Annotated in this window: 23 protein-coding genes; 12 read left to right on the top strand and 11 right to left on the bottom strand. The window is 63.2% G+C overall.

Going from position 1 to position 23059, the window contains the following annotated elements:
• The first annotated feature begins 59 nt into the window (after positions 1–59).
• From kce to LUU92_RS07650, 6 genes are all read left to right on the top strand, one after another.
• Positions 60–992, top strand: a complete 933-nt coding sequence (kce, locus tag LUU92_RS07625) for a 3,5-dioxohexanoate:acetyl-CoA acetone transferase (RefSeq protein WP_071488953.1) — start codon at positions 60–62, stop codon at positions 990–992.
• A gap of 65 nt (positions 993–1057) precedes the next feature.
• Positions 1058–1936 (top strand): SMP-30/gluconolactonase/LRE family protein, encoded by an 879-nt coding sequence (locus tag LUU92_RS07630; protein ID WP_257103370.1) that lies wholly within the window; start codon positions 1058–1060, stop codon positions 1934–1936.
• Positions 1937–2009: 73 nt separating this feature from the next.
• Positions 2010–3332, top strand: coding sequence for an MFS transporter (locus tag LUU92_RS07635; RefSeq protein WP_071488955.1), 1323 nt, complete (start codon positions 2010–2012; stop codon positions 3330–3332).
• 55 nt (positions 3333–3387) lie between these two features.
• Positions 3388–4704, top strand: coding sequence for an MFS transporter (locus tag LUU92_RS07640; RefSeq protein ID WP_071489106.1), 1317 nt, complete (start codon positions 3388–3390; stop codon positions 4702–4704).
• A 57-nt stretch (positions 4705–4761) separates the two neighbouring features.
• Entirely contained in the window at positions 4762–5685 is a 924-nt protein-coding gene (locus tag LUU92_RS07645; protein ID WP_071488956.1) for a LysR substrate-binding domain-containing protein, read from the top strand.
• Between the two features lie 55 nt (positions 5686–5740).
• On the top strand, positions 5741–6103 hold the full coding sequence (locus LUU92_RS07650; RefSeq protein WP_071488957.1) for a 5-carboxymethyl-2-hydroxymuconate Delta-isomerase: 363 nt from the start codon (positions 5741–5743) through the stop codon (positions 6101–6103).
• Between the two features lie 3 nt (positions 6104–6106).
• Here the strand turns inward: LUU92_RS07650 and LUU92_RS07655 are convergent, their stop codons facing one another.
• The 4 genes from LUU92_RS07655 to LUU92_RS07670 all read right to left on the bottom strand — a co-directional run bounded on the left by LUU92_RS07655 (position 6107) and on the right by LUU92_RS07670 (position 11560).
• Entirely contained in the window at positions 6107–7042 is a 936-nt protein-coding gene (locus LUU92_RS07655; protein ID WP_071488958.1) for a LysR family transcriptional regulator, read from the bottom strand.
• A 137-nt stretch (positions 7043–7179) separates the two neighbouring features.
• Positions 7180–8367, bottom strand: a complete 1188-nt coding sequence (locus tag LUU92_RS07660; RefSeq protein ID WP_071488959.1) for a cyanate transporter — start codon at positions 8365–8367, stop codon at positions 7180–7182.
• Positions 8368–8495: 128 nt separating this feature from the next.
• Positions 8496–9938, bottom strand: a complete 1443-nt coding sequence (locus LUU92_RS07665; protein ID WP_257103371.1) for an aldehyde dehydrogenase family protein — start codon at positions 9936–9938, stop codon at positions 8496–8498.
• Positions 9935–11560 carry a 5-guanidino-2-oxopentanoate decarboxylase gene (locus LUU92_RS07670; protein WP_257103372.1) on the bottom strand — a complete coding sequence of 542 codons (1626 nt, stop codon included), beginning with the start codon at positions 11558–11560 and terminating at the stop codon, positions 9935–9937. Before LUU92_RS07670 ends, LUU92_RS07665 begins: the two co-directional genes overlap by 4 nt.
• A gap of 111 nt (positions 11561–11671) precedes the next feature.
• On the opposite strand from LUU92_RS07670, the gene LUU92_RS07675 reads away from it, so the two are divergent.
• A complete protein-coding gene (locus LUU92_RS07675) occupies positions 11672–12544 on the top strand; it encodes a LysR substrate-binding domain-containing protein (RefSeq protein WP_257103373.1) in 873 nt (290 codons plus the stop codon).
• A gap of 10 nt (positions 12545–12554) precedes the next feature.
• Here the strand turns inward: LUU92_RS07675 and LUU92_RS07680 are convergent, their stop codons facing one another.
• Positions 12555–13169: an NAD(P)-dependent oxidoreductase gene (locus LUU92_RS07680; protein WP_257103374.1), complete on the bottom strand. Its 615-nt coding sequence runs from the start codon at positions 13167–13169 to the stop codon at positions 12555–12557.
• Between the two features lie 34 nt (positions 13170–13203).
• The gene (locus tag LUU92_RS07685) at positions 13204–14070 is read right to left on the bottom strand and encodes an MBL fold metallo-hydrolase (protein ID WP_071488964.1); all 867 of its coding nucleotides are present in this window, start codon (positions 14068–14070) and stop codon (positions 13204–13206) included.
• Positions 14071–14174: 104 nt separating this feature from the next.
• Between LUU92_RS07685 and LUU92_RS07690 the strand changes: the two genes are divergently transcribed.
• Together LUU92_RS07690 and LUU92_RS07695 are read left to right on the top strand one after the other, a co-directional pair.
• Positions 14175–15080: a LysR family transcriptional regulator gene (locus LUU92_RS07690; protein ID WP_093126098.1), complete on the top strand. Its 906-nt coding sequence runs from the start codon at positions 14175–14177 to the stop codon at positions 15078–15080.
• A gap of 98 nt (positions 15081–15178) precedes the next feature.
• Positions 15179–15355, top strand: a complete 177-nt coding sequence (locus tag LUU92_RS07695; RefSeq protein WP_165447907.1) for a hypothetical protein — start codon at positions 15179–15181, stop codon at positions 15353–15355.
• Here LUU92_RS07695 and LUU92_RS07700 read toward each other — a convergent pair.
• Positions 15348–16226, bottom strand: coding sequence for a helix-turn-helix domain-containing protein (locus LUU92_RS07700; protein ID WP_071488966.1), 879 nt, complete (start codon positions 16224–16226; stop codon positions 15348–15350). The genes LUU92_RS07695 and LUU92_RS07700 overlap by 8 nt on opposite strands.
• A gap of 189 nt (positions 16227–16415) precedes the next feature.
• Here LUU92_RS07700 and pobA point away from each other — a divergent pair, with 189 nt between their 5' ends.
• On the top strand, positions 16416–17600 hold the full coding sequence (gene pobA / locus LUU92_RS07705) for a 4-hydroxybenzoate 3-monooxygenase (RefSeq protein WP_222541686.1): 1185 nt from the start codon (positions 16416–16418) through the stop codon (positions 17598–17600).
• A 66-nt stretch (positions 17601–17666) separates the two neighbouring features.
• Positions 17667–19184, top strand: coding sequence for an MDR family MFS transporter (locus LUU92_RS07710; protein ID WP_222541199.1), 1518 nt, complete (start codon positions 17667–17669; stop codon positions 19182–19184).
• Between the two features lie 15 nt (positions 19185–19199).
• Here the strand turns inward: LUU92_RS07710 and LUU92_RS07715 are convergent, their stop codons facing one another.
• Genes LUU92_RS07715 through LUU92_RS07725 form a run of 3 tightly spaced genes read right to left on the bottom strand, consistent with a single transcriptional unit; the run spans position 19200 to position 21221 of the window.
• Positions 19200–20039 carry a cache domain-containing protein gene (locus LUU92_RS07715; protein WP_257103375.1) on the bottom strand — a complete coding sequence of 280 codons (840 nt, stop codon included), beginning with the start codon at positions 20037–20039 and terminating at the stop codon, positions 19200–19202.
• 54 nt (positions 20040–20093) lie between these two features.
• Complete coding sequence (gene cynS / locus LUU92_RS07720; RefSeq protein WP_071488970.1) at positions 20094–20564, bottom strand: cyanase; 471 nt, start codon at positions 20562–20564, stop codon at positions 20094–20096.
• Positions 20565–20591: 27 nt separating this feature from the next.
• Positions 20592–21221 carry a carbonic anhydrase gene (locus LUU92_RS07725; RefSeq protein WP_071488971.1) on the bottom strand — a complete coding sequence of 210 codons (630 nt, stop codon included), beginning with the start codon at positions 21219–21221 and terminating at the stop codon, positions 20592–20594.
• A gap of 111 nt (positions 21222–21332) precedes the next feature.
• Here LUU92_RS07725 and cynR point away from each other — a divergent pair, with 111 nt between their 5' ends.
• The gene (gene cynR / locus LUU92_RS07730; protein WP_257103376.1) at positions 21333–22199 is read left to right on the top strand and encodes a transcriptional regulator CynR; all 867 of its coding nucleotides are present in this window, start codon (positions 21333–21335) and stop codon (positions 22197–22199) included.
• Here the strand turns inward: cynR and LUU92_RS07735 are convergent.
• Positions 22174–22944, bottom strand: a complete 771-nt coding sequence (locus LUU92_RS07735) for a transporter substrate-binding domain-containing protein (RefSeq protein WP_071488973.1) — start codon at positions 22942–22944, stop codon at positions 22174–22176. The genes cynR and LUU92_RS07735 overlap by 26 nt on opposite strands.
• Between the last annotated feature and the right edge of the window lie 115 nt (positions 22945–23059).

Consider the following 23059-nt stretch of genomic DNA (forward strand, 5'->3'; position numbering starts at 1 on the left):
AGAACACAGCGCGCTGCACCCAGGATTTTTTTCATAAGAATAAAAGTCGGAGAGTCGTCATGCCCAAAAATCGTCCTGTCATCATCACCTGCGCCGTTACCGGTGCGATTCATACGCCGTCGATGTCGCCGCATTTGCCGATCACTGCACAGGAAATCGCCGATGCCGCCATCGGTGCCGCCGAAGCCGGCGCCGCGATTGTCCACCTACATGCCCGCGATCCCAACGATGGCCGCCCAAGCCAGGACCCGGCGTTGTTCGCTGAATTCCTGCCGCAGATCAAGGCCGCCAGCGACGTGGTAATCAACATCACCACCGGCGGCGCGCCGACCATGGGCGTGGAAGAACGCCTGCAACCGGTGATGCAGTTCAAGCCGGAACTGGCCTCGCTGAACATGGGCTCGATGAACTTCGGCCTGTATGAAATGCTCAACCGCTTCACCGACTTCAAGCACGACTGGGAGCGGCCGTACCTGGAAGAAAGTGACGACCGGATCTTCCGCAACACCTTCCGTGACATCACCCATATCCTCAATTCCTGTGCCGAGAACCGCACGCGGTTCGAGATCGAGTGCTACGACATCGGCCACCTGTACACCGCCGCGCATTTCCTGGAACGCGGCCTGCTCAAGCCGCCGTTGTTTATCCAGTCAGTGTTCGGCTTGCGTGGTGGCATCGGCGGGCACCCCGAAGACCTGGCGCACATGCGGCGTACTGCCGACCGCTTGTTTGGCGACGACTATGTGTGGTCGATCCTCGGCGCCGGGCGTGGGCAGATTCCGCTGGCGACCATGGGCCTGTCCATGGGCAGCAATGCGCGTGTCGGTCTGGAGGATTCGCTGTGGGACGGCCCGGGCAAATTGGCCGCGTCCAACGCCGACCAGGTGCGACGTATCCGTACGGTGATCGAGGCGCTCGGCCATCGCGTCGCCACGCCGGATGAAGCGCGGGAAATCCTCGGGCTCAAGGGGCGCGATCAGGTCAATTTCTAACCCGACCAACTGCCGCGTCACGGCGCGGCCTGCATCCCGCACAACAACAATAAGGGGATCACACCATGCGTATCGAAGTGCTCGTCGACGTCAAGACCACCCTGGGCGAAGGCCCGGTGTGGGACGTCGAACAACAACGCCTGTATTGGATCGACAGCGCCGACGGCCGCATCCTGCGCTGCACCGACGACGGCCGCGAACTGCGTGCCTGGGAGGTCGGCCAGAAAATCGGCTCCATGGCCCTGCGCCATAACGGTGAGTCGGCGATTGTCGCCCTGCAAAACGGCGTACACACCCTCGACCTCAACAGCGGTGAGCTCAACCTGGTCATCGACCCGGAACCGCACCTGCCGGATAACCGCCTTAACGACGGCAAGGTCGACCGTCAGGGCCGCTTCATCTTCGGCTCCATGGACACCTTGGAGGACAACGCCAGCGCCAGGCTTTACCGCCTGGACGCCGACCTGAGCCTGCACAGCCTGGACGAAGGCATCATCGTGTCCAACGGCCCGTGCTGGAGCCCGTCCGGTGACACTTTCTATTTCTGCGACACCTGGTCCGGCGAGATCTGGGCCTACGACTATGACCTGGCCACCGGCAATGTGAGCAACCGCCGCACCTTCGCCAGGGTCGACACCTCGGGCGGCGGCGCTGCCGACGGCTGCACGGTGGATGCCGAGGGCTGCCTGTGGCAAGCCTTGGTCTATGCCGGAAACCTGGTGCGTTACACCCCCGACGGCCACGTCGACCGCATCATCCCGATGCCGGTGAAAAAGGTCACCAGCCTGACCTTTGGCGGGCCGAACCTGGACACCCTGTTTGTGACTTCCATGGCCAAGCCGCCGCTGCCGCGTTTTCCGGCGGACGGCCAGCAGCGCGGAGCGCTGTTCGCCATTACCGGGTTGGGCGTGCAAGGAATAGCCGAGCGACGGTTCGCCAGCTAGCGCGTGTGTGTGACAAGGCATATTCCTTCGCAACCTTGTGTCAGTGCGCGCCCTCGCGCGCCTGGAGAGGCCCATGGCAACTATCAAAAAAGCGTCGCTGCGCAGCATTCACCGGCATTCCTGGGTGTCGCTGCTGGTCTGTTGGATGATCTGGATTCTCAACGCCTACGACCGTGAGATCGTGTTGCGCCTGGGGCCGACCATCTCCAAGCACTTCGATTTATCCGCCGACCAATGGGGCACCGTGGCCACGGTGGTCATGCTGGCCCTGGCGTTGCTGGATATACCCGGCTCCATGTGGAGCGACCGCTACGGCGGCGGCTGGAAACGTGCACGTTTCCAGGTGCCGCTGGTGCTGGGCTACACGGCGATCTCGTTTCTGTCCGGCTTCAAGGCCCTGAGCGGCAACCTCGCCACCTTCATTGCCTTGCGCGTCGGGGTCAACCTCGGCGCCGGCTGGGGTGAGCCGGTGGGGGTGAGCAACACCGCCGAATGGTGGCCGGTGGAGCGACGCGGCTTCGCCCTGGGTGCGCACCATACGGGCTATCCGATTGGTGCGATGCTCAGCGGTATCGTCGCCAGTTTCGTCATCACCGTGTTTGGCGAGGACAACTGGCGCTACGTGTTCTTCTTCGCCTTCGTGGTGGCGTTGCCACTGATGATTTTCTGGGCGCGTTATTCCACCGCCGAACGCATCACCGCGTTGTACGTCGACATCGCCGCCAAGGGCATGACGCCACCGGACAACGCGCCGGCCAGTTCGGTGAAGGGCGAGGCCTGGCGCACTTTCGTCGCCACCTTGCGCAACCGCAATATCGCCCTCACGGCGGGCAATACGATGCTCACCCAAGTGGTGTACATGGGCGTCAACATCGTGTTGCCGGCCTACCTCTACAACATCGCCGGACTGTCACTGGCCGAGTCGGCGGGGATGAGCGTGGTGTTCACCCTCACCGGCATTCTCGGGCAACTGGTGTGGCCGTCGCTGTCGGACATCATCGGCCGACGCACCACCCTGATCATCTGCGGGGTGTGGATGGCGGCGAGTGTCGGCGCGTTCTACTTCGCCAACACCCTGACCCTGATCATCGTCGTGCAACTGTTGTTCGGCCTGGTGGCCAACGCGGTGTGGCCGATCTACTACGCGGTGGCCTGCGACTCGGCCGAGCCGTCGGCGACGTCCACCGCCAACGGCATCATCACCACCGCGATGTTTATCGGCGGCGGCGTGGCGCCGGTGCTGATGGGCAGCCTGATCGCCATGGGCGGCGGCTGGACCACGCTGCACGGCTACACCGTGTGTTTCTTCGTGATGGCCGGCTGTGCCCTCGGCGGCGCGCTGCTGCAACTGTTTTCCCATCGCCCCCAGGCGTTGGCCCTGCAACTCGACTCCTAGAACAACACCGATGCGCCCCCCAGCCCGCCTGGCGGGGCGCCAAGAGGAACTGCCGATGACTACCGCCACCGCCGCCCGCACCCCGCAGGCGTTGAACAAACTGATGTTCGTCAAACTGATGCCCTTGCTGATCATCGCCTACATCCTGAGCTTCCTGGACCGCACCAACATCGCCCTGGCCAAGCATCACCTGGACGTCGACCTGGGCATTTCCGCCGCCGCCTATGGCTTGGGCGCGGGGCTGTTTTTCCTGACGTATGCGCTGTCGGAAATCCCCAGCAACCTGATCATGCACAAGGTCGGCGCGCGATTCTGGATCGCGCGGATCATGGTGACCTGGGGCCTGATCTCGGCGGCCATGGCCTTTGTGCAGGGCGAAACCTCGTTCTACGTGTTGCGCCTGTTGCTGGGCATCGCCGAAGCGGGGCTGTTTCCTGGGGTCATGCTGTACCTGACCTACTGGTTCAACCGTGAGCAACGGGCGCGGGCCACCGGGTATTTCCTGCTCGGCGTGTGCTTTGCCAACATCATCGGTGGCCCGGTGGGTGCGGCCCTGATGCGCATGGACGGCCTGCTCGGCTGGCACGGCTGGCAGTGGATGTTCCTGCTCGAAGGCTTGCCAGCCGTGGCGTTTGCCTGGGTGGTATGGCGCAAACTGCCGGATCGCCCGAGCAAGGCGTCGTGGTTGTCGGCCGAGGAGGCGCGCGGTATCGAACAGCGCATTGCCCGGGAAACCGAAGAGGGCGCGGGCGAGGGCGGTCACTCGTTGAAAAACTGGCTGACCCCGCAAATCCTGCTGGCGATTTTCGTGTACTTCTGTCACCAGATCACCCTCTACACCGTGATCTTTTTCCTGCCGAGCATCATCAGCAAGTATGGCGAACTGAGCACCATGAACGTCGGCCTGCTGACTTCATTACCGTGGATCGCGGCGGCACTCGGTGCCTTGCTGATTCCGCGTTTCGCCACGACGCCCGGACGCTGCCGGCGGTTGCTGGTCACAGGGCTGCTGACCATGGCGCTGGGCCTGGGCATCGCGTCGATATCGGGGCCGGTGTTCAGCCTGCTCGGTTTTTGCCTGTCGGCGGTGATGTTCTTCGTGGTGCAGTCGATCATTTTTCTGTACCCGGCTTCCCGTCTCAAGGGCGTTGCGCTGGCCGGCGGGCTGGGATTTGTCAACGCCTGCGGGCTGTTGGGCGGTTTTGTCGGGCCGTCGGCGATGGGTGCGATCGAGATGAGCACCGGCAATGCAATGAACGGCTTGAAAGTCATTGCGCTGGTGCTGGTGGTGGCGGCCGTGGCGGCCCTGCGCTTGCGCATGGGGCACGAACCTGAGCGTGGTGCGCAGGCCAGCGAAGCGTCCTACACGTAGACGCCGGCTACGGGGCTTTCTAAACTGCGGCTTGTCTTGGGAAAAGGGCAGGCGCCGATGAATCGCAATGAACTACGCAAAGCCGACATCAACCTGATGGTGGTGTTCGAAGCGTTGATGCTGGAGCGCAACGTGACGCGGGTGGCGGAGAAGCTGTTTCTCGGCCAGCCGACCATCAGCTCGGCCCTCAACCGCTTGCGTACCTTGTTCAACGACCCGCTGTTCATCCGCGTCGGCCACCGCATGGAGCCCACCGCGCGGGCCGAGGAGATCATCCAGCACCTGTCGCCGGCCCTGGATTCGTTGTCATCGGCCTTGAGCCTGACCCACGATTTCGACCCGTCGATCAGCACCATGACCTTTCGCATCGGCCTCTCCGATGACGTGGAGTTCGGCCTGTTGCCGCCCTTGCTGCGCGCCTTGCGCCAGGAAGCGCCGCAAGTGGTATTCGTGGTGCAGCATGTGGACTACTGGCGCATTCCCGACCTGCTGGCCTCCGGCGATATCACCGTCGGCATCACCCAGACCCGTGGCCTGCCGGCGAATGCCAAGCGCAAGCTGCTGCGCCATATCCGTCCGCGTATCCTGCGCGCCGATGCGTCTGAAACGCCGCTGACCCTCGATGAATATTGCTCACGGCCCCACGTGCTGGTGTCCCACACCGCCAACGTGTCGGGGTTTGCCGATGAGTGGCTGGCGGAGATCGGACGCAAACGCCATGTGGTGCTGTCGGTGCCGCAATACAGCGCGCTGCCGGCCTTGCTCGCCGGCACTGACCTGATCGCCAGCCTGCCGGACTACACCGCCGAGGCCATGGCAGTGTCGGGCCACCTGTTCTGTGAGCCGTTCCCGTTCGAAACGCCAACCCTGGATTTGTCGATGGTGTGGCTCAGCCACGTGGACACCGACCCGGCTGAACGCTGGGTACGTTCGCGGCTCGAAGCGTTTATGAGCGACAGAGGGCTGGCCAGCAAAGCCTGATGCTTTTATCCGTGGTATATCTAGGAATCTTCCTACCAAAGACTCGGAGCCATCCATGCCACACCTGCACCTGGAATACACCGCCAACCTGACGGGCCTTGCTGTCGAGAAGACCCTGTTGCGGCTCAACAACGTGCTGATGGCGTCCGGGCAGTTCGGTTCCGAGTTCGACATCAAAAGTCGTGCGGTCAAGGTCGAGACGTTCCAGGTGGGCACCTCCCTCGACGCACGCGGGTTTATCGCGGTGAAGCTGTCGCTGCTCAGCGGGCGCCCACCCCAGGTCAAGAAGCAGCTGTCGGACAGCCTGCTGGCAGCCCTGCAGGACATGGGTGATTGGCCGGAGGGTATCCAGGTTCAACTCAGCGTCCAACTGGTCGACATGGATCGCGACTGTTACAGCAAAGTCGCCATCGGCTGAGGTTTACAACAAACCCTGATCCGCGCACACCTTCACCACCTGCTCACGAAACCAGGTATTGGCGCTGTCCTGTTCGCTGGTTTCGTTCCACTGCATCTCCAGGGTGAATCCCGGCAACCCATTGGGCACTTCGCAGTGGCCGAACGTCGTGGCGGGGGCCAGCAACTTTTGTACGCGACGCGGCAGGGTGACGATGAAGTCGGTGCCGGTGATCATCTTCAACGCTGCGCTGTAGCTGTTGGCGCGGGCGATCACCTGGCGCTTGTGGGCCTGGCGCGCCAGCCAGCCGTCGATCATGTTGGTGTCGGAGGTCCACGGCGTGGGGAACACGTGGCGCCGTTCGACGAAGGACTGCAGGCTGAACGCCGGTTCCCGTGGCGCCGAGCGCTTATCGAACACGCACACCAGGTCGTCTTCGAGCAGCATCTGGGTACGCAAGTCCTTGTGGGCGCGGTGGAAGTTGGGGCCGAAACAGATCACCAGGTCGAGGCGACCTTCGCGCAGGTCGTCGGCGGGGATGTCGGTTTCCAGCTTTTGCACGTTGACGATCACCGGCAGGTCGGCACGGTCGAAGTGCTTCAACAGGCGCGGCAGGATCAACTGTTCGAAGTATTCCGGCGCGCACACGTTGAAGGTCACGGCCTTCTGGGTCGGGTCGAAGGCCTGGCCACCGGCGTGGCACAGGTTGATGCTTTCGAGGATCTTCTGCACATGCCCGTACATGGTGGTGGCCTTGTACGTTGGGCGCATGCCCGCCCGGGTGTTGATGAACAACTCGTCTTCAAAGCTGGTGCGCAGCTTCTTCAGGCTGTAGCTCACGGTGGACTGGCTGACAAACAGCGTTTCGGACACCTCGGTAACACTGCTCTGGTCGTAGACGGCGATAAACACCATCAAGTCCTGCATATCGAGCTTTCTGAGCAAGTTACTGTTTAGCATCGGTTTCGTCCGTAAACCCTTTGTACCGAACTCAGTACAAGACAGCACAAAAGCTTAACGGAACGAACGTGCCATTAGAAAGCTCTGTAGGGCGTTTCTATGTTTGGCGTGAGACAAATACTGTTTGCAATACGACGTCAGCGGATATGTCGTGCGTAATGCCTGGGGTTGAAGCGCGTGACGATCAGCAGCATCACCCCGATCACCGCTGTCAGCGACCACCAGGCCCATTCGAAGCTGCCCAGTTGATCGCGGATCATCCCGGCGATCAGCGGCGACAGCCCGGCGATCAGGTAGCCGATACCCTGCACAAAGGCGGTGAGACCACCGGCGCGGCGCGGGTTGTCCAAATGGTCGAGGGACAGGATCAGGCTCATCGGGAACAGGCCGCCAATGCCCAGGCCCAGTAGGCACGGCCACAACAGGCTCAGGTGGTGCGGGCTGAGAATCAGGCCGCAGAAACCGAGGATGATCAGCACCAGCAGCACCGCCACCACACCGCGTTTATCCTGGCGGCGGTTAGCGATGGCGGGAGTGACCAGGCCGGACACCACTTCCATGGCCGTCAAGAAGCCCAGCAGCAGGCCGGCATTCTGCTCGCTCCAGCCTTGCTCCACGTAGTACGGCGCGAGCCACGCCAGTACGCAGGTGTAGGACGCGGTACCCAGGCCGAAAAACACCGCCAGCAACCAGGCCCGGCCATTGCCGAAAAACGACGCCTGTTGAGCTGTGCCGGCTTGCGGCAACGGTGGCAGTACCGAGCGTTGCGCGTACCAGAACACCAACGCCAGCACTGCCAACACCGCCCAGATTGACAGGCCGATGCGCCAACTGCCGGTCTGCACTTGCACGAACGGCGAGAACGACGCCGCCAGTGCTGCGCCGCCCATGATCGCGGTGACGTACACACCCATGAACAGCGCAACATTGTCACTGAACCGCGACTTGATCAGCGCCGGCATCAACGCCTGGATCATCGCGATCCCCACGCCGGCCGCGATGGCGCTGACGATCAACTCCAGCGCCGAATCGAGGAACAACCGCGACAGCGTGGCCACGCCGATCACCAGCAGGGACACCACGATGCTGCGGTGCTCGCCAAAGCGTTTGGCCAGGCCCATGCCGAAGAACATCGCCAAGCCCATGGCCATCACCGGCAACATGGTCAGCAACGCGGCGCTGCTGAAACTCAGCGACACATCGCCGCGAATCGATGACAACAACGGGCCGACCGCCGCCATCGACGGACGCAGGTTGAGGGCGACCAGCACGACGCTGGTCATCAGCCAGAGGGCGGTGGTGGGTTTTGCGTGAACGGTTTCCATGGGAGGCCCTTGAGTGATCAAGGGCGAATCAGGCCATGGGTGGGAGCAGGGGGCAAATGAGAAAGTCGCTAGGTCTATCTAAAAATTGCGCTGGTCAAAATGTGAGAGGTGGCAAGCCCCCTCCCACATTAGATAGACCGGATCACATGCTTGATCTCCTGGAAAGCCGCCAACCCCCACGGTCCCAGCTCGCGGCCGATGCTGCTCTGCTTGTAACCGCCCCACGCGGTCTGCGGGAAGATCACTTGCGGCGCGTTGATCCACACCAGCCCGGCCTGCAAGGCATTCGCCACACGCTCGGCGGTTTCGGCATGGCCGCTGACCACACTCGCCACCAGGCCGAAGTCGCTGTCGTTGGCCAGGGCGATGGCTTCTGCCTCAGAGGTAAAACGCCGGACACAGAGCACCGGGCCGAAGATCTCTGCGTTCCACAACGCACTGTCCAGCGGCACGTCGGTGAACACCGTGGGGCGAATGAAAAAGCCCTTGGGCAAGTCCGCCGGGCGTTCACCGCCGCACAGCAAACGGGCGCCGTCCGCGATTGCGCGCTGGATATGCCCCAGCACTCGCTGATACTGGGTACGGTTGATCAGCGCACCCATTTCCACGTCATCGGCAAACGGGTCCGCCACGCGAATCGCTTCGGCCCGCGCCTGCACACGCACCAGGAATTCATCGGCGAGCGTGTCAGCCACCAACACGCGACTGGTGGCTGAACACATCTGCCCGGCGTTGAAAAAACCGCCACCACAGGCCAGTTCCACCGCCAGGTCCAGGTCGGCATCCGCCATTACCAGCAGCGAAGACTTGCCGCCCAGTTCCAGGCTCACGCCCTTGATGGTTTCGGCCGCGCGCTGCATCACCTGCACGCCAACGGCGTTGCTGCCGGTAAAGGAAATCTTCGCTACTCGACGGTCCGCCGCCAACGGCGCGCCGACATCCAGGCCTGTGCCGCACACCAGGTTGAACACGCCAGCGGGCAAGCCTGCCTCGGCGATAATCCGCGCCAACTGCAACTCGGCCAACGGCGTGACTTCCGAGGGCTTGAGCACCACGCAGCAACCGGCCGCCAGGGCCGGGGCGAGTTTCCAGGCGGTGGTCACCATCGGGAAATTCCACGGCACGATCAGCCCCACCACGCCGCAGGGCTCACGACGCAGGCGTGCGCTGAAGTCATCGCCGGGCAACGCCACCGGCTGATCCTGAGCGGCGTCCATTTCTTCGGCCACGCTGGCGTAGTACTCGAACGTGGCGATCACATCGTCCACATCAATTGCGGCTTCAAACAGTGGCTTGCCGTTGTTGCTCGATTGCAGGTGCATCAGCTGTTCGCGCTGCTCGCTCACGCCCTGGGCGATCGTGCGCAGCAGGGCGGCGCGATCACGGCCGGTGCTGTTCGACCACTCGCTGAAGGCCGCGCTGGCGGCGTCGACCGCCTGGGTCACCGCCGTCGCATCGCCGACGCTGACCCGGGCCAATACCGCCTCGGTGGCCGGGTTGATCACCTCGAGTACGGCTCGGCCGGCTCGCCACGCGCCGTCGATGTAGATCCCGTTCGACACCGCGCTCATACCGCCACCTCTTTCATCCACAGGCCCTGGTGGATTTCGATCAGCGTCGGCCCTTGGCGATCAGCGGCGCTGCGCAGTGCCGTCCGCAGATGCGCGATGCCCTGGATGCTTTCAGCGGCACAGCCCAACGCCTTGGCTACGCCGATAAAGTCCGGCGTATAGATGTCCACACCCACCGGCTCGATGGCGCGGTTGACCATGTATTTCTTGATCTCTTCATAGCCCTGGTTATTCCACAGCAGCACGATGATCGGCGTGCGCGCCTCCACGGCGCTGGCCAGTTCCGGCAGGCTGAATTGCAGGCCGCCGTCACCGATCAGGCACACCACCGGTTGCCCGTCGCCACGCCCCAGCCACGCCCCGATAGCGGCGGGCAGGGCGTAGCCCAGGGTGCCGTAGCCGGTGGACGAGTTGAACCAGCGGCGCGGGTGGTCGAGGTTCAGGGTCAGGTTGCCGCTGTACACCGGTTGGGTCGAGTCGCCGACCAGCACGGCGTTGGGCAACTCCTCCAGGACGGTGTCGAGGAACCGGGTTTGTGCGCGGGTGGCGGCGTCCCAGCCGGGGTTCAGTTCGGCCCACAAGCGTGCAACACGCGCCGCGCCCCACGCGCAATTGCGGGGCGGCAAGGGTTTGCTGTTCAACTCGAGCAGCAGCGCTTCGGCGGCGATTTGTGCATCGGCCACCAAGGCAACCTGCGGCGGATAGTTGCGCACGGTCTGGTCCGGGTCGATGTCGATTCGCAGCAACGCACCGGGAATCCCGAAGCCGCCGGCGAAGGTGACGTCGTAGTCGGTTTCCGCCAGCTCGGTGCCGATGGCCAACACCACGTCCGCTTCGGCGACCAAGGCGCGGGTGGCGACCAGGGTCTGGGTCGAGCCGATCAACAGCGGATGGTTGGCAGGCAGCATGCCCTTGGCATTGATCGTCAGGGCCACCGGCGCGCCGAGGGCCTCGGCCAGTTGCGTGAGTTCTGCGGCTGCATCGATGGCGCCGCCACCGGCCAGGATCAAAGGCTGCCTGGCGGCTGCGAGCAACTGGCTCATCTGCTTGATCGCCGATGGCGCGGCACCGGCGCGCGCCACGCTGACCGGTTGACTGCCCAGCAGTGCGTCGGCGTTTTCTACCAGTACATCCAACGGGATTTCGATATGCACCGGGCGTGGTCGTCCGGCCTGGAACAACGCAAAGGCACGCGCCAACACGCCGGGCAACTCGGCCGCCGACATCAGCGTATGGGAGAATGCCGCCACGCCGGCGATCATCGCGCCCTGGTTCGGCAGCTCATGCAGCTTGCCGCGCCCGCCGCCCAATTGGCTGCGCGACTGTACGCTGGAGATCACCAGCATCGGGATCGAGTCAGCGTAGGCCTGGCCCATGGCGGTGGTGATATTGGTCATGCCGGGGCCGGTGATGATGAAGCACACGCCGGGCTTGCCGCTGGTGCGCGCATAACCGTCGGCCATGAAGCCGGCGCCCTGTTCGTGGCGCGGGGTGACGTGACGGATGCTGGAACGGGCCAGGCCGCGATACAACTCCACGGTATGCACGCCGGGGATGCCAAACACCTGGTCCACGCCATAGCCTTCCAGGAGGTTGACCAATACTTCGCCGCAGGTCGCCATAAACGTCGCTCTTGTTGTTGAGATAAGGCGTTATTGGACCGGCTGGCCGGTAGCGGCAACAATCGATAAAAAGTCATACTAGCCATGTCCTCACGTCATGGCTGCGCCCCGATGAAACGCCTCCCGCCGCTGCCCGCGTTGCACACCTTCTGGGTCACGGCCCAATGCTGCAACTTCACCCGCGCCGCCGAGCAACTGCACATCACCCAGGGTGCCGTGAGTCGGCAGGTTGCCGGGCTGGAAAGCCACCTGGGCTACGCGCTGTTCCAACGCCAGGCGCGGGGCTTGAGCCTGACTGAGGAAGGCCGCGAATGGTCGTTGCGCGCGCAGCAGGTGTTTGGTCTGATCGGCGAGGCGGTGGAGCAGATCGGCAGTCGCCGCCAGGTCCTGCAGCTCAAGGCCTCCACCTGTGTGATGCGCTGGCTGTTGCCGCGCTTGATGCAGTGGCAGAAGGAGCGTCCGGATGTGCCGGTAGCGCTCACTACCACCGTGGCCTACACCGTGGACTTTCGCCGCGAGCAATTCGATGCGGCGGTGATCTATGCGCCCATCGCCGAGCAGTCGGCCGAGGCGCGGCATCTGTTCGATGAACAACTCACCCCGGTCTGCACGCCCGCGCTGCTCGGTGTGCTGCACAGCCCGGCAGACTTGCAGCAACAGGTGCTGCTGCACCCCACGCGGGATGAACGGGACTGGGCGTTGTGGCTGAAAGCGGCGAAGACGCGACTGAGTAACCTGAGCCAGGGGCATCATTTTGAGACGCTGGATTTGGCGATGACGGTGGCGTCGCAAGGCTCCGGTGTGGCGATAGGCGACCGCGCGTTGATTGGCGACGATTTGAAGGCCGGGCGGTTGGCGACGCCGTTTGAGCTGCGGGTGCCGACGGGGATGGGCTATTACCTGGTGTATCCACCGGGCAGCGAGCCTTCGGCGGGGCTTGAGGCGTTGATGAACTGGCTGGTCATCAACGCCAGAATCTCCTGACGCTCACATTTCAGTAGCCGACGGTGAAACGCTGACGCGAGTGCTTCGGCGATTCGACTTCGTCGATCAAGGCGATGGCGTAGTCGGCAAAGCTGATCCAGCTGCGACCTTCACTGCTCACCAGCAGATCGTCCTGGCCCACGCGGAATTGACCGGTGCGCTCGGTCTCGACGAACTCCGCCGAAGGCGACAGGAACGTCCAGTCCAGTTCCTTTTCCTGACGCAGCGTTTCGAGAAACGCGGCACCTGCACTGGCTTCGGCTTTGTACTCAGCCGGGAAACCTGCGCTGTCGATCACCCGACCGCCATCCGGCAACAACAGCGAACCGGCACCGCCCACCACCAGCAGGCGTTTCACCCCGGCTTTCTTTACCGGCCCGATCACGGCGCTGGCCGGTAGGGTGGCGAAGTGCGCGGCGCTGATCACCACGTCACTGCCGCTGATGGCCTGTTGCAGGGCCTCTGCGTCCAGGGCATCAACCTGCTTGACGGTGACGCCAGGGCGCGCCGCCAGTGTGTCGGTGTTACGTGCAATGGCCACAACGCTATGCCCGCGACGCAGGGCTTCTTCCAGCAGTTGGCTACCGGCACGGCCGGTGGCCCCAATGATTGCGATCTTGCTCATGACGTTCTCCAGTACGGTTAAGGTTTGAAACGGTTCACCACTTCATTTCGCCCTTGGCGACTTTGGCGCTGAGTTCCAGCGAGCTTTCGTCGGCGAGGGTCGGGTAACGCTGTTTCATGGCCGCGATCAGGGCCGCGGAATCCTTGGCCTTGGCGGTTTCGGCGTCGAAGGCCTTGATGTAGTCGGCGGTAAATTTCACGGATTGAACAGACGGCGTACCCAGGTAATGGCCCGGGATCACGGTGCGCGGTTGCAGGTCTTCAATGCGTTGCAGGGTGGCCAGCCAGTCTTTGTGGGACTGCGCGCTCTGGGTGTCGGCCATCCACACATGAATGTTTTCGGCGACGACCACGCCACCGACCACGGCCTTGATCGAAGGGATCCACACAAAACTGCGATCCGGCTGTGGGCCGTCCAGGCCGATTACCTCCAGTTGCTGGCCTTCCAGGCTCAAGCTGTGGCCTTCGAGGACCTGCGGCACGATAGTTTTGGCTGGCTTGTCCGCAGCCATTTTCGGGCCCCAGAACTCAAGCTTGCCGGCGACGGTGGCCTTGATGTGATCGACCACCGGTTGCGGCGCCAGCACCTTGGCGTCGGGGAAGGCGGTGGTGAGGGTGTCGAGGCCGAAGTAGTAGTCCGGGTCGCCGTGGCTGATGTAGATGGTGGTCAGGTGTTTGCCGCTGGCGCGGATCTTCTGCACCAGTTGTTCGGCCTGGCCTTTGCCGAACTGGGCGTCGACCAGGATCGCATCCCTGGCGCCGCTGACCAGCACCGAGGTGACCGGGAAGATCGCGGCGTCGCCAGGGTTGTACACGTCCAGCTTCAGCTCGGCGGCGGCCGCGTGGGCGGCGAAGGCCAGGGCGGCGGTGGCCAGGGTCAGGCGCTTGAGGGTTGGGAACATCGGGCAGCTCCAGCATCGGTAAAGGATGCACAGAGCTTAGTTGCACAAAACCAGACTAAAAATGCGATGCTGGGACATAGTTTGTTTCTGAAATCGGGCAAATCATGGACCGTCTCCAAGCAATGCGCGTGTTTGTCACCGTGGTGGACCTGGGCAGTCAGTCCGCCGCCGCCGATCATCTGGACCTGTCGCGCCCGGTGGTGTCGCGCTACCTGGCCGAGCTGGAAGACTGGGTCGGCGCACGCCTGCTGCACCGCACCACGCGCAAGCTCAGCCTTACGGCGGCCGGCGGCGAAACCCTGCCGCGCTGCCGACAATTGCTGGACCTGTGCTGCGATATGCAAGCCGCCGTCAGCGAGCCGGATGACGCGCCCCGTGGCCTGCTGCGCCTGAGCGTCAGCACCTCGTTCGGCCAGGCGCAATTGGCCGCAGCCATCGCCGAGTACGTCAAGCGTTACCCGTTGGTAACCGTCGATCTGCAAATGCTCGACCGCACGGTGAACCTGGTGGATGAGCGCATCGACCTGGCCATCCGCACCAGTAACGACCTGGACCCCAATCTCATTGCGCGCCGCCTGACCCTGTGTCGCTCGGTGGTGTGCGCCTCGCCGGCGTATCTGCTGGAGCATCCAGCCCCGCAGAAAGTCGAAGACCTGGCTGGGCACAACTGCCTCACCCATTCCTATTTCGGCAAGAGCCTGTGGCATTTCGAAGAGCGGGGCGAGCACGTCTCGGTGCCCATCACCGGCAACATCACGTCCAACGAGGCCAGCACCTTGTTGCGCGTGACGCTGGCCGGGGCCGGCGTGTCGATGCTGCCTACTTACCAGGCCGGCGATTACATCCGCCGTGGCGAACTGGTGCGCCTGCTGCCCGACGCCGAGCCCCGGCAGATGAACATCTACGCGGTGTATGCGTCGCGCAAGCACATGCCATCGGCACTGCGCAGCCTGTTGGATTTTCTGGTGCTGAGGTTCCCGGAGGAGCCTGCGTGGGACGTCGGTCTGTAGGGCGACATAAACCTGTTGAATGTCGCCCGATAATGGCAACTCGCCCTGGTTGACCTATGCTTTAAACAGCACCGTTTAGATCCGCAGAGGTCTGTGCCATGAGCATTAAAACCAGAAAGTACCTGATGATTGTCACCCTGTGCGCCATCGCCAGCGCGCTTTACGGGACCGCTGCCTACCGTGTTGAACTGACCCGCATGCAGCCGACTTTTGCGATCAGCTGCCATCAGGACCAATGCGTGCCGCATACCGGCAGTTTCAGTGCGCTCAGGTAATCGGCTGTTGAGCCTTGAGTTGCTCGCGAAACGCCTTGGGTGAGAACCCGACCCGTCGGCGGAACAGCCGCGAGAAGTTGGTCGGGTCGGAAAAACCCAGCACTTCCGACATTTCATTGATGGTCATGCTGGTGTAGGTCAGCAGGCGCTTGGCCTCCAGCAATTGGCGGTCGTGCATGATCTGCAGCGCAGGCTGCCCACCCAGTTCCCGGCATGTGCCGTTGAGGTGTGACACCGAGATGCCCAGCTTGTGGGCCAGATCCTCGATCTTCGGGTGTTCGCGGTAATGCTGCTCGACCAGTTGGGTGAAGCGGCGGAAGTATTCACGCCCCCTCGGCGCCCGTGGGTGGCGCTTCTGGATGGCCTGGCGGCTGATCCACACCAGCAGCACGCTGACCAGCGCGTGCATCATCATGTCCCTGGCCGGTTGTGCGTCGGCGTATTCATCCTGCAAACGGGCGAACTGGCTGTTCAGGTAATCACTGTCCTTGCCCGCCGGGTAACTGCCCAGGGACTGCAGACCGTCCACCGTCGCCCCCAGTTGTGTCTGCAGGTGGCTGACCAGCGGCGCCGCGAGGGTTACCACGTAGCCTTCGACATCCTCGGGAAACCGAAAACCGTGCACGCACAGCGGCGGCAGGACTTGCAGCGTCGCTTCGTTCAGCGTGGTGCGCTGCCCTTCGATTTCCAATTGTGCCTGACCTTTGTGCACATACAGCAACTGGCACAGATCCGCGTGCCGGTGGGGCTGGATTTCCCACTGGTATTCCCGACTGCGCCGGGAAATGGTTTCGCAGTGCAACAAATCGGGCGTCGGCCATTGCTGGTGTTCCCCGTAAAGCTTGAAGACCGGAATCGCGGTTTTGGTCATGGTTTCAATCCGATACTCAGGAGAGTGGTGCGGTAATCGCCCCGATTGGCAAAAAGCGCAGGCTTTGGCTCAGTTTTCACCTTCTTATGCCGGCCACTCAAGTGAAAAATGTCAGCAACAAGACCAATGACAACTCTTTCACTCAATCCGTTCGAGTGGAACTTGCGGGCCATAAAAATAATGAAAACGCTGAAAACCCAAGTCGCCATTATTGGCGCCGGTCCCTCCGGACTGTTGCTCGGCCAACTGCTGCACAACGCCGGTATCCAGACTCTGATCCTGGAGCGCCAGAGCGCTGATTACGTACAAGGCCGCATCCGTGCCGGGGTGCTGGAACAAGGCATGGTCGACCTGCTGCGGCAGGCGGGCGTCAGCCAGCGCATGGACAACGAAGGCCTGGTGCATGAGGGCTTCGAGCTGGCGCTCAATGGGCAGCTGACCCACATCGACCTCAAGGCGCTGACCGGCGGCCAGACGGTCATGATCTACGGCCAGACCGAAGTCACCCGCGACCTGATGGCCGCCCGTGCTGCCGCGGGCGCCATCACCCTGTATGAAGCCCATGACGTGCAACCGCACGACCTCAAAAGTGATCGACCCTGGCTGACTTTCGAACATCAGGGCGAAGCCTTTCGCCTGGAGTGCGACTATATCGCCGGTTGCGATGGTTACCACGGTGTTGCGCGCCAATCGATCCCGGCTGAATCACTGAACGTCTTCGAACGGGTCTACCCTTTCGGCTGGCTCGGTATCCTCGCCGATACGCCGCCGGTTCACCCTGAACTGGTGTACGCCAAACATCCGCGTGGCTTCGCCTTGTGCAGCATGCGATCGCCGACGCGCAGCCGTTATTACCTGCAAGTGCCGGTGGAAGAGCCGCTTGATGAATGGTCCGATGCGCGCTTCTGGGACGAACTGAAAACCCGTCTGCCCAGCCACCTCGCAGCCGACCTGGTGAGCGGTCCGTCGATCGAGAAGAGCATCGCGCCGCTGCGCAGCTTTGTGGTGGAGCCGATGCAGTACGGGCGTCTGTTCCTGCTCGGCGATGCCGCGCATATCGTGCCGCCCACCGGGGCCAAGGGCTTGAACCTGGCGGCCAGTGACGTGAGCACCCTCTATCGGATTCTGCTCAAGGTCTACGGTGAAGGCCGGGTGGATTTGCTGGAGCGCTATTCGGCCATCTGCCTGCGGCGGGTGTGGAAGGCCGAGCGGTTTTCCTGGTGGATGACCTCGATGCTGCATCAGTTTCCCGAGGCGGATGGCTTCAGCCAGCGCATCGCCGAGAGTGAACTCGATTACTTCATCCACTCCGAGGCCGGGCGCAAGACCATCGCCGAAAATTACGTCGGGCTTCCTTACGAAGCTATCGAATAGCCTGCTATCGTATCGAGCATTCCCGCGGGCCGCCTTTCCCCGCGGGCCCTGCTCGAAGGTCTTGCCGTGACGCACCTCAATCAGCCCGTTCCGCCGCTGCCCGCCGTGCGCAGCATCCTCGCCTCACTGATGATGGCGATCTTCCTGGGGGCCTTGGACCAGACGATTGTCGCCGTGTCCATGCCCGCGATCTCCGCTCGATTCCATGACGTCAACCTGCTGGCCTGGGTCATCTCCGGCTACATGGTGGCGATGACCGTGGCGGTGCCGATCTACGGCAAGCTGGGCGACCTGTACGGGCGGCGGCCAATGATGCTGATCGGCATGGGCCTGTTTACCCTGGCCTCGCTGTTCTGCGGCATGGCGCAAAGCATGGAGCAACTGGTGCTGGCGCGGATCCTCCAGGGCATCGGCGCGGGCGGCATGATCTCGGTGAGCCAGGCGATCATCGGTGACATCATCCCGCCCCGCGAACGCGGGCGCTACCAGGGCTATTTCAGCAGCATGTACGCGGTGGCCAGCGTCGCCGGGCCGGTGCTCGGCGGCTACATGACCGAGTACCTGTCGTGGCGCTGGGTCTTCCTGATCAACCTGCCATTGGGCGCCGGCGCCTGGTACGTGGCCCATCGCACGCTGGTGGGGCTGCCGGTGCCGCAGCGCAAGCCGATCATCGATTACCTCGGCACGTTGCTGATGATCATCGGCCTGACCGCTTTGTTGCTGGGCATTACCGAAATCGGCCAGGGCCATCATTGGCGCGACGATCAGGTGCTCGGCTTGCTGGCGTGTGCGCTAGTGGCGTTAACCGTGTTTGTCTGGCATGAGCGGCGCGCCCGGGAGCCGTTGTTGCCGATGCATCTGTTCGCCAACCGCAGCGCGGTGTTGTGCTGGTGCACGATTTTCTTCACCAGCTTCCAGGCGATTTCCCTGACGGTGCTGATGCCGCTGCGCTATCAGACGGTGACCGGCTCAGGCGCTGACAGCGCGGCCCTGCACCTGCTGCCCCTGGCGATGGGCTTGCCGATGGGCGCCTATTTTGCCGGGCGCATGACCTCGGTGACCGGTCGTTATAAACCGATGATCCTCAGTGGCGCCTTGCTGAGCCCCTTTGCGATTCTTGGCATGGCCTTGAGCGCGCCCCAGGCGGTGGGGCTGACGGCGATGTTCATGTTGCTGTGCGGGATCGCGGCCGGCATGCAATTCCCCACTTCGCTGGTGGGCACGCAGAACTCGGTGGAACAACGCGACATCGGCGTCGCCACCAGCACCACCAACCTGTTCCGTTCCCTGGGCGGGGCGGTAGGGGTGGCGTGCATGTCGGCGCTGTTGCTGGCGCTGCTGCAGGACTCCAGCTTCGCCCACCTGGCCAGCGGTGCGCTGGTGGCCGAGGGCAGTTCCGGCAACGTGCTGCTCGACGGCCTCAACGCCGCCCCCGGCCCGGCGCAGGACGCCCTGCGCGGGGAACTGGCGGTGACCTTCCGGCATTTGTTGATGGTGAGCGCAGCGGTGTCGCTGCTGGGGCTCGCGGCCGCAATCGCAATGCCCAACCGGGTACTGCGCGGCCGTGAAGACAACGCTAAATAACCGGCAGGACACCATTCACGGGCTGTAGTAACCCACCGCCACCATGAAATGCCCGGCCTTGCGCACATACGCATGCTTGTTCTCGACCTTGTCGGTCACCGGGTTTTTCCAGCGGTACTTGTATTCGCCCTGGTCCTGCTCGGTCATCAGCTTCAGGATCGGCTCGCCCACCGGCTTGCCGTCGGGGTCCTTGATCTTGCTGAAGTCGGTGTTGATCAGGCGCAGGTTGGTGCCATGGGCCACATAGCGCTGGGTATCGAGGTCGACCACGAACACGTAGAGGTCATCCTGCAGGAAACCGCCCTGCAAGGAATTGATGGCCTTGAGCGTGCCGGCTTCATCCTTGAGCAGTGCGTTCACCGCCTTGTTGCGCAGGGCCCGGGCCTGTTCCGGAGTGGCCCGGGGCAGGTAGTAACCCACCGCCAGGATGCGTTCGCCCACGCGTTGATAAAACACGTGCTTGTGCTCGACCTTGCCGTCGTTCCAGTTCTGCCAGCGGTAATCGGCCTGTTGGATGCCCTGGCCGTCCGGCACCTTGAGCGCATCCTTGAATGACTGGCGCAACTCCGGCCCGAGCACCTCGGACACGTCGCGGCCGATCAAGGCGGAAGAGGGCCCGCCACTGGCCAGCAGCACGCCCCGGGTGTCGACCACGAACACATAGCGGTCATGGTCGACAAACTCGCCCTGGCGGCTGAAGGCGGCAAACGCCTTGTCGCCATTGCCCTGGTAGTAAGCCAAGGCTTTTTCCAGCAGCGCCTTGGCGGCCTGGGCGTCCTCATCCTGAGCCGTTGCGGCGTGCACCTGGCTGAAACACAACAGCAGCAGCCAGGTGGTTCGAAGCAGTGCCTTCATTACCCGTCCCTCGATCTTGTTGGTGTGACAAGAGCGTAGACGGTCGCGGGCCACTCAGAAGGGTTTGGTCGGCAGGTACTTGCCATCCAGGGTGATCACAGCGCGCGAGCCGCCGTCCGGGTCCTCGACCTTCTTGATGTCCAGCTTGAAATTGATCGCACTGATGATGCCGTCACCGAATTGCTCGTGGACCAGCGCCTTGAGGGTCGAGCCGTAGACCTGGAGCATTTCGTAGAAGCGATACATTGTCGGGTCCGTCGGCACACCGCCGGGGAAGCTGCCGCGCAGGGGCACGCTTTGCAGCAGGCGGCTGGCGTCCTGGTCCAGGCCGAGTTTGTCGCACACTACATCAGCGGCCTCCTTGGGCAACGGGTGCTGGCCGAGCAGGGCGGCGGTGACAAATGCCAGGCTCAGCCCGGTGCCGTCGGTCAGGTCCTGCCAGGACAGGTTCTTGCGCGCCTTGAGTTCGATCACGGTATCGGCCAGGGCCAGGCGTGGGGTTTGGGCGAAGTGGGATTGCAACATGGTGGTGTCCTCTTTGGTTGGAATAGGTCAGGCAGCGTGAATCTGATCCAGCAGCGACACAAAGCCACCGCTGCGTTCGTCCAGGGCGTCGATGGCACCGGTCTCGATGTCGTACACCCAGCCATGCAGGTTCAGCCGGCCTTGCCCGAGCGCCAGGGCGACCGAAGGGTGGGTCTTGAGGTTGGCCAGTTGCGCGATCACGTTTTCGCGCACCAATGAACTCAGGCGGGCGGCGTCCGAGGCATGCTCGCGGGCGGCGTTGATCAGCCTGGCCGACTCGGCGTGGCGCAGCCAGTTGGCCACGGCCGGCAGGTGGTCCAGGCATTTGCAGGTGGAGATCGCGGTCATGGCGCCGCAGTCGGAATGGCCGCAGATCACGATGTCGCGCACCCCCAGCACCGCCACTGCGTATTCGACCGTGGCCGACACACCGCCCGGCTCCGGGCCGTAGGACGGCACGATGTTGCCGGCGTTGCGGATCACGAACAGATCGCCGGGTTCCTGCTGGGTCAGCAGTTCCGGGACCACCCGGCTGTCGGAACAGGACACGAACAACGTGCCGGGGTTCTGGGTGGTGGCCAGGTGTTTGAACAGGTCGCTGCGTTGGCCAAAGGCTTCTGACTGGAACTTGCGAAAGCCGTTGATGAGGTCTTGCATGGGGTTCTCCTTGCGTCGCTGATGGGGCAAGGATGGAAGTTTTCAGCTATAGCGTCCAAGACCGGCTTATTATGGTTTCCATAAGTCATGCCTATAGCTGGAGGGCCGCCGATGCTGTTGCGCCATATCCGTTACCTGCTGGCCGTTGCCGAGCACCGTAATTTCACCCGCGCTGCCGAGGCGCTGCACGTGTCGCAGCCGACCTTGTCGCAACAGATCAAACAGCTGGAAGACACCCTCGGCGCGCCGTTGCTGGACCGCTCCGGGCGCAGTGTCAGCCTCACCGATGCCGGCGCCGCCTATGCACGCTTTGCGCGCCTGGCCCTGCAGGACCTGCAGGCTGGCACGCGGGCCATGCATGACGTGCAGGACTTGAGCCGGGGCAGCCTGCGCCTGGCGATGACGCCGACCTTCACCGCGTACCTGATCGGCCCTTTGTTGGCGCGGTTCAACGCCCTGTATCCGGGAATCACCCTGAGCATCGAAGAATTGACCCAGGATCGCATGGAAACCGCGCTCACCGAGGACCTGCTGGATATCGGCATCGGTTTTACCGGCGAGCATCTGCCGGACATCGAGTGCGAAGGGCTGTTTGCCGAAGCGTTGAGCGTGGTGGTGGGGGCCGGCCATCCAGGGGGGGAAGACCGGCAGTGGCTGGAGCAGCCGATGGTATTGCTCAACTCAGGCTTTGCGACGCGGCGCTACATCGATGGCTATTGCCGCGAGCAAGGGGTAAAGCCGTTGATTGCGATGGAGGCCAACTCCATCAGTGCGATCATCGAAATCGTGCGCAACACCCACCTGGCAACCATCCTGCCCAGCGCGATTGCCCAGGCCCAGCCGGAGTTGCGCGCGGTCGCCCTTGAACCTGCGTTACCGCAACGCAATGTGGCACTGCTCAGTCGCCGGGGCGCCTATCGCAGCGCCGCGTGCCGGGCCTTTGTCGCGTTGATCAAGGCGCCGCCAGCCACTGGTTGACGATGCCGTCGTACACACCGGTGGCGACGCTCAGGTGCAGCCACTGGTCGACGTAGCTCTTCCACGCCACGTCATCGCGGGGCAGCAGGAAGGCTTTCTCGCTGTATTGCATCTGCCGTTCCGGGTTGACCGCGCACAGCCCGGGCTTGAGCTTTTGCTGGTAACGCGCTTCGCTGGCGTCGGTGATCATCACGTCGGCCTTGCCGGCCAGCAGTTCGTCAAAGATGGTCACGTTGTCGTGCAAACGGATTTGCGCCTGGCCCAGATGGGCACGGGCAAACACTTCGTTGGTGCCGCCCGCCGGTTCGATCACGCGCACATTCGGCTGGTTGATCTGCTCGACACTCTGGTAACGCTGCACGTCGGCACAGCGCACCAGGGGGATCTTGCCGTCGACGCCGAGGGCCTGGCTGAAGAAGGCTTTTTTCTGGCGCTCCAGGGACACCGAAATGCCGCCCACGGCGATGTCGCAGCGCTGGGCGAGGAAGTCCGGCATCAGGCTTTTCCAGGTGGTGGGTACCCAGTGGATCTTGGCGTTGAGGCTCTTGGCCAGGGATTCGGCCATGGCAATGTCGATGCCTTCATAGGTGCCGTCGGCGCGCAGCGAGGTGTAGGGCTTGTAGTCACCGGTGGTGCAGACGGTGAGTGTGCCGCGCTCGAGCACCTGGTCAAGGCGCGAGGGCGCGGTGTCGGCCACGGCGCTGGTGGCCAGGCCGAGTACACACAGGGCGAAAAGAGCTTTCATGCGGTCGAGTCCTTGGGGCATGGTCGGGGCGGCCATTATTTCCAGCGTGGGGCAGGGTGGCAAGGCACGCTGAATGTTTAGCCAAGTTGCAACCAAACTCCGTCAACCCTGAATT

The organism is Pseudomonas extremorientalis, from assembly GCF_024584605.1.
In the GTDB taxonomy this organism is placed as follows: Bacteria; Pseudomonadota; Gammaproteobacteria; order Pseudomonadales; family Pseudomonadaceae; genus Aquipseudomonas; species Aquipseudomonas extremorientalis.

Excerpts from the sequence above, each read along its gene's own strand:
- kce (WP_071488953.1), top strand. The coding sequence starts at position 60 with ATGCCCAAAAATCGTCCTGTCATCATCACCTGCGCCGTTACCGGTGCG.
- LUU92_RS07630 (WP_257103370.1), top strand. The coding sequence starts at position 1,058 with ATGCGTATCGAAGTGCTCGTCGACGTCAAGACCACCCTGGGCGAAGGC.
- LUU92_RS07635 (WP_071488955.1), top strand. The coding sequence starts at position 2,010 with ATGGCAACTATCAAAAAAGCGTCGCTGCGCAGCATTCACCGGCATTCC.
- LUU92_RS07640 (WP_071489106.1), top strand. The coding sequence starts at position 3,388 with ATGACTACCGCCACCGCCGCCCGCACCCCGCAGGCGTTGAACAAACTG.
- LUU92_RS07645 (WP_071488956.1), top strand. The coding sequence starts at position 4,762 with ATGAATCGCAATGAACTACGCAAAGCCGACATCAACCTGATGGTGGTG.
- LUU92_RS07650 (WP_071488957.1), top strand. The coding sequence starts at position 5,741 with ATGCCACACCTGCACCTGGAATACACCGCCAACCTGACGGGCCTTGCT.
- LUU92_RS07655 (WP_071488958.1), bottom strand. The coding sequence starts at position 7,042 with ATGCTAAACAGTAACTTGCTCAGAAAGCTCGATATGCAGGACTTGATG.
- LUU92_RS07660 (WP_071488959.1), bottom strand. The coding sequence starts at position 8,367 with ATGGAAACCGTTCACGCAAAACCCACCACCGCCCTCTGGCTGATGACC.
- LUU92_RS07665 (WP_257103371.1), bottom strand. The coding sequence starts at position 9,938 with ATGAGCGCGGTGTCGAACGGGATCTACATCGACGGCGCGTGGCGAGCC.
- LUU92_RS07670 (WP_257103372.1), bottom strand. The coding sequence starts at position 11,560 with ATGGCGACCTGCGGCGAAGTATTGGTCAACCTCCTGGAAGGCTATGGC.
- LUU92_RS07675 (WP_257103373.1), top strand. The coding sequence starts at position 11,672 with ATGAAACGCCTCCCGCCGCTGCCCGCGTTGCACACCTTCTGGGTCACG.
- LUU92_RS07680 (WP_257103374.1), bottom strand. The coding sequence starts at position 13,169 with ATGAGCAAGATCGCAATCATTGGGGCCACCGGCCGTGCCGGTAGCCAA.
- LUU92_RS07685 (WP_071488964.1), bottom strand. The coding sequence starts at position 14,070 with ATGTTCCCAACCCTCAAGCGCCTGACCCTGGCCACCGCCGCCCTGGCC.
- LUU92_RS07690 (WP_093126098.1), top strand. The coding sequence starts at position 14,175 with ATGGACCGTCTCCAAGCAATGCGCGTGTTTGTCACCGTGGTGGACCTG.
- LUU92_RS07695 (WP_165447907.1), top strand. The coding sequence starts at position 15,179 with ATGAGCATTAAAACCAGAAAGTACCTGATGATTGTCACCCTGTGCGCC.
- LUU92_RS07700 (WP_071488966.1), bottom strand. The coding sequence starts at position 16,226 with ATGACCAAAACCGCGATTCCGGTCTTCAAGCTTTACGGGGAACACCAG.
- LUU92_RS07715 (WP_257103375.1), bottom strand. The coding sequence starts at position 20,039 with ATGAAGGCACTGCTTCGAACCACCTGGCTGCTGCTGTTGTGTTTCAGC.
- cynS (WP_071488970.1), bottom strand. The coding sequence starts at position 20,564 with ATGTTGCAATCCCACTTCGCCCAAACCCCACGCCTGGCCCTGGCCGAT.
- LUU92_RS07725 (WP_071488971.1), bottom strand. The coding sequence starts at position 21,221 with ATGCAAGACCTCATCAACGGCTTTCGCAAGTTCCAGTCAGAAGCCTTT.
- cynR (WP_257103376.1), top strand. The coding sequence starts at position 21,333 with ATGCTGTTGCGCCATATCCGTTACCTGCTGGCCGTTGCCGAGCACCGT.
- LUU92_RS07735 (WP_071488973.1), bottom strand. The coding sequence starts at position 22,944 with ATGAAAGCTCTTTTCGCCCTGTGTGTACTCGGCCTGGCCACCAGCGCC.